The following is a 2,038-nucleotide window of genomic DNA, read 5'->3' on the forward strand; positions in this document are numbered from 1 at the left end:
CCAGCGCAGGCGCAGCAAGGGCTGGCGCCTGTTTTTACTTGAGCCAGCCGCGTTTTCGGAAGTACCACATCGGCACCAGCGCGCTGGCCACCATCAGCGTCAGCGCATAGGGGTAGCCCAGCGACCAGTCCAGCTCCGGCATGTACTTGAAGTTCATGCCATACAGGCTGGCAATCAGCGTCGGTGGCAGCAGCGCCACGCTGGCCACCGAGAAGATTTTGATGATCTTGTTCTGGTTGATGTTGATGAAACCGACCGTGGCGTCCATCAAGAAGTTGATCTTGTCGAACAGGAAGGCGGTGTGCGAGTCGAGCGAGTCGATGTCGCGCAGAATCTGGCGCGCCTCTTCAAACTGCTCGTTGTTGAGCATTTTGCTGCGCATCATGAAGCTCACGGCGCGCCGCGTGTCCATCGCATTGCGCCGGATGCGTCCGTTCATGTCTTCGTGGCGGGCAATCGCACCCAGCACTTCGCTTGCCATGGCATCGGTCACGTCACCTGAGAGCACCTTGCTGCTGACTTTTTCCAGGTCGTCGTAAATATCTTCCAGCGTGTCGGCGGAGTATTCGGCGTCGGCGTCAAACAGCTTGAGCAGCACTTCCTTGGCGTCTTCGATCAGGCCGGGGGCGCGGCGGGCGCGCATGCGCAGCAGGCGAAACACGGGCACGTCTTCGTCGTGGATCGAGAACAGCACGCCTTTGCTGCGCAGTTCCGAGTTTTCCTGGTTCAGGATGAACGCGACGCGCACCGTGTGCGGCTCGTCATGGTCGGCCACCAAAAAGTCGCTGCGGATGTGCAGCTCGCCGTTGTCTTCCTTGTAAAAGCGGGCGGACTCTTCAATGTCCTCGTCCATCGCGTCTTCGGGGATGGACAGGCCGTAGTACTGCTTGATCCAGCGTTTTTCTTCGAGGGTGGGGGATTCGAGATCGACCCAGATCGGCTGGAAGTTGGACAGCTCTTCCAGCGATTCGATTTCTTCCTGGAACAGGCGCCCATTGGCGAGCGAAAAAATATTGAGCATGGCTCACTCCCGTGAATTTTTTAAGTGCATCTGGCAGAGGGTGCGGTGTGTCGCTTTCAACCCCGATGCAGTTAAGGGAGTTGAAAGCTACCGACTAGGGCAGGTTTCCAAGGAGTTTTCTCCGGGAGTCAGAAAGGCGAAATTATCGCATTGCCGCGCTGCCAAAATGCACCGATGGGCACGGGGGCTGGCCGTTTTTACCAGCCCGGCAGTTTGCGCAGCACAAACGGGGTGTTGTGCGCGCTGGCGGCCTGACCCCAGCGGCCCCGGATCTCCTGGCCGCACGAGCTGGCGACGACGCTGCCGAGCCAGGTGGCGCTGATGTGTTCGCCGTCGATCGATTCTTCCAGCGTGAACTCACCCGCGTCTACATCCCCGGCCAGCTGGGCGCTGACACTGGCGCGGGTGACGCGCCCGCTGACGCTGCCCGCCAGCTCGGAGTGCTTTTCCAGCAGCAGCGTGGCGCCCTCGGGCTGGCCGTCCAGCTCGGCGCGCCAGCTGCCGTAGAGGTGCTGCGGGCTGATTTCCGCCACAGCGGGGCAGGCGGGCTGGGTTTCAGTGCTGTTTTGGCCGCTGGCCCCCGTGTTGATTGCGCAGGCAGCTATCAAAACAATAGCGGGCAGGGTTTTCATGAGTGCTTGCGCGCCAGCGCGGCGTCCTCGGCTTTTTTGGCAAATTCGGCGCGCAGGGCCTTGAGCTTCTCGCGCGGGTCTTCTTTGACCGTGGCTTGATTCAGCCCCATTTCAGCGATGAAGCGGCTGGGGCTGGCCGCCACCATCTCGCGGCCTTTTTTGCGTTTGCGCGTCCAGCTCACCGCCAGGCTGCGCTGGGCGCGGGTGATGCCCACGTACATCAGGCGGCGTTCTTCCTGAATGTGGCTGGCGGTGGCTTCGTTGGCCGCCTCGTGCGCGCGCTCGGAGCCGCCGAGCGAGCCGACCCCGGTTTCGCCACTTTCCTTGAGTTTGAACGGCAGCATGCCCTCGGTCACGCCGACCAGCATCACATGCGGCCACTCCA

The 2,038-nt window shown here is 61.6% G+C and carries 3 protein-coding genes; all 3 read right to left on the reverse strand.

The window, feature by feature from the left end:
- Positions 1-34: 34 nt before the first annotated feature.
- Positions 35-1,021, reverse strand: a complete 987-nt coding sequence (gene corA / locus IV091_RS12800; RefSeq protein ID WP_293469305.1) for a magnesium/cobalt transporter CorA — start codon at positions 1,019-1,021, stop codon at positions 35-37.
- A gap of 197 nt (positions 1,022-1,218) precedes the next feature.
- Positions 1,219-1,653, reverse strand: a complete 435-nt coding sequence (locus IV091_RS12805; RefSeq protein WP_293469307.1) for a hypothetical protein — start codon at positions 1,651-1,653, stop codon at positions 1,219-1,221.
- Positions 1,650-2,038 (reverse strand): 3'-5' exonuclease (locus IV091_RS12810; RefSeq protein WP_293469309.1); only part of this gene is annotated, 389 nt, incomplete at its 5' end. The genes IV091_RS12810 and IV091_RS12805, both read right to left, overlap by 4 nt.

It is taken from the genome of Polaromonas sp. (assembly GCF_018780625.1).
GTDB lineage: Bacteria > Pseudomonadota > Gammaproteobacteria > Burkholderiales > Burkholderiaceae_C > Polaromonas.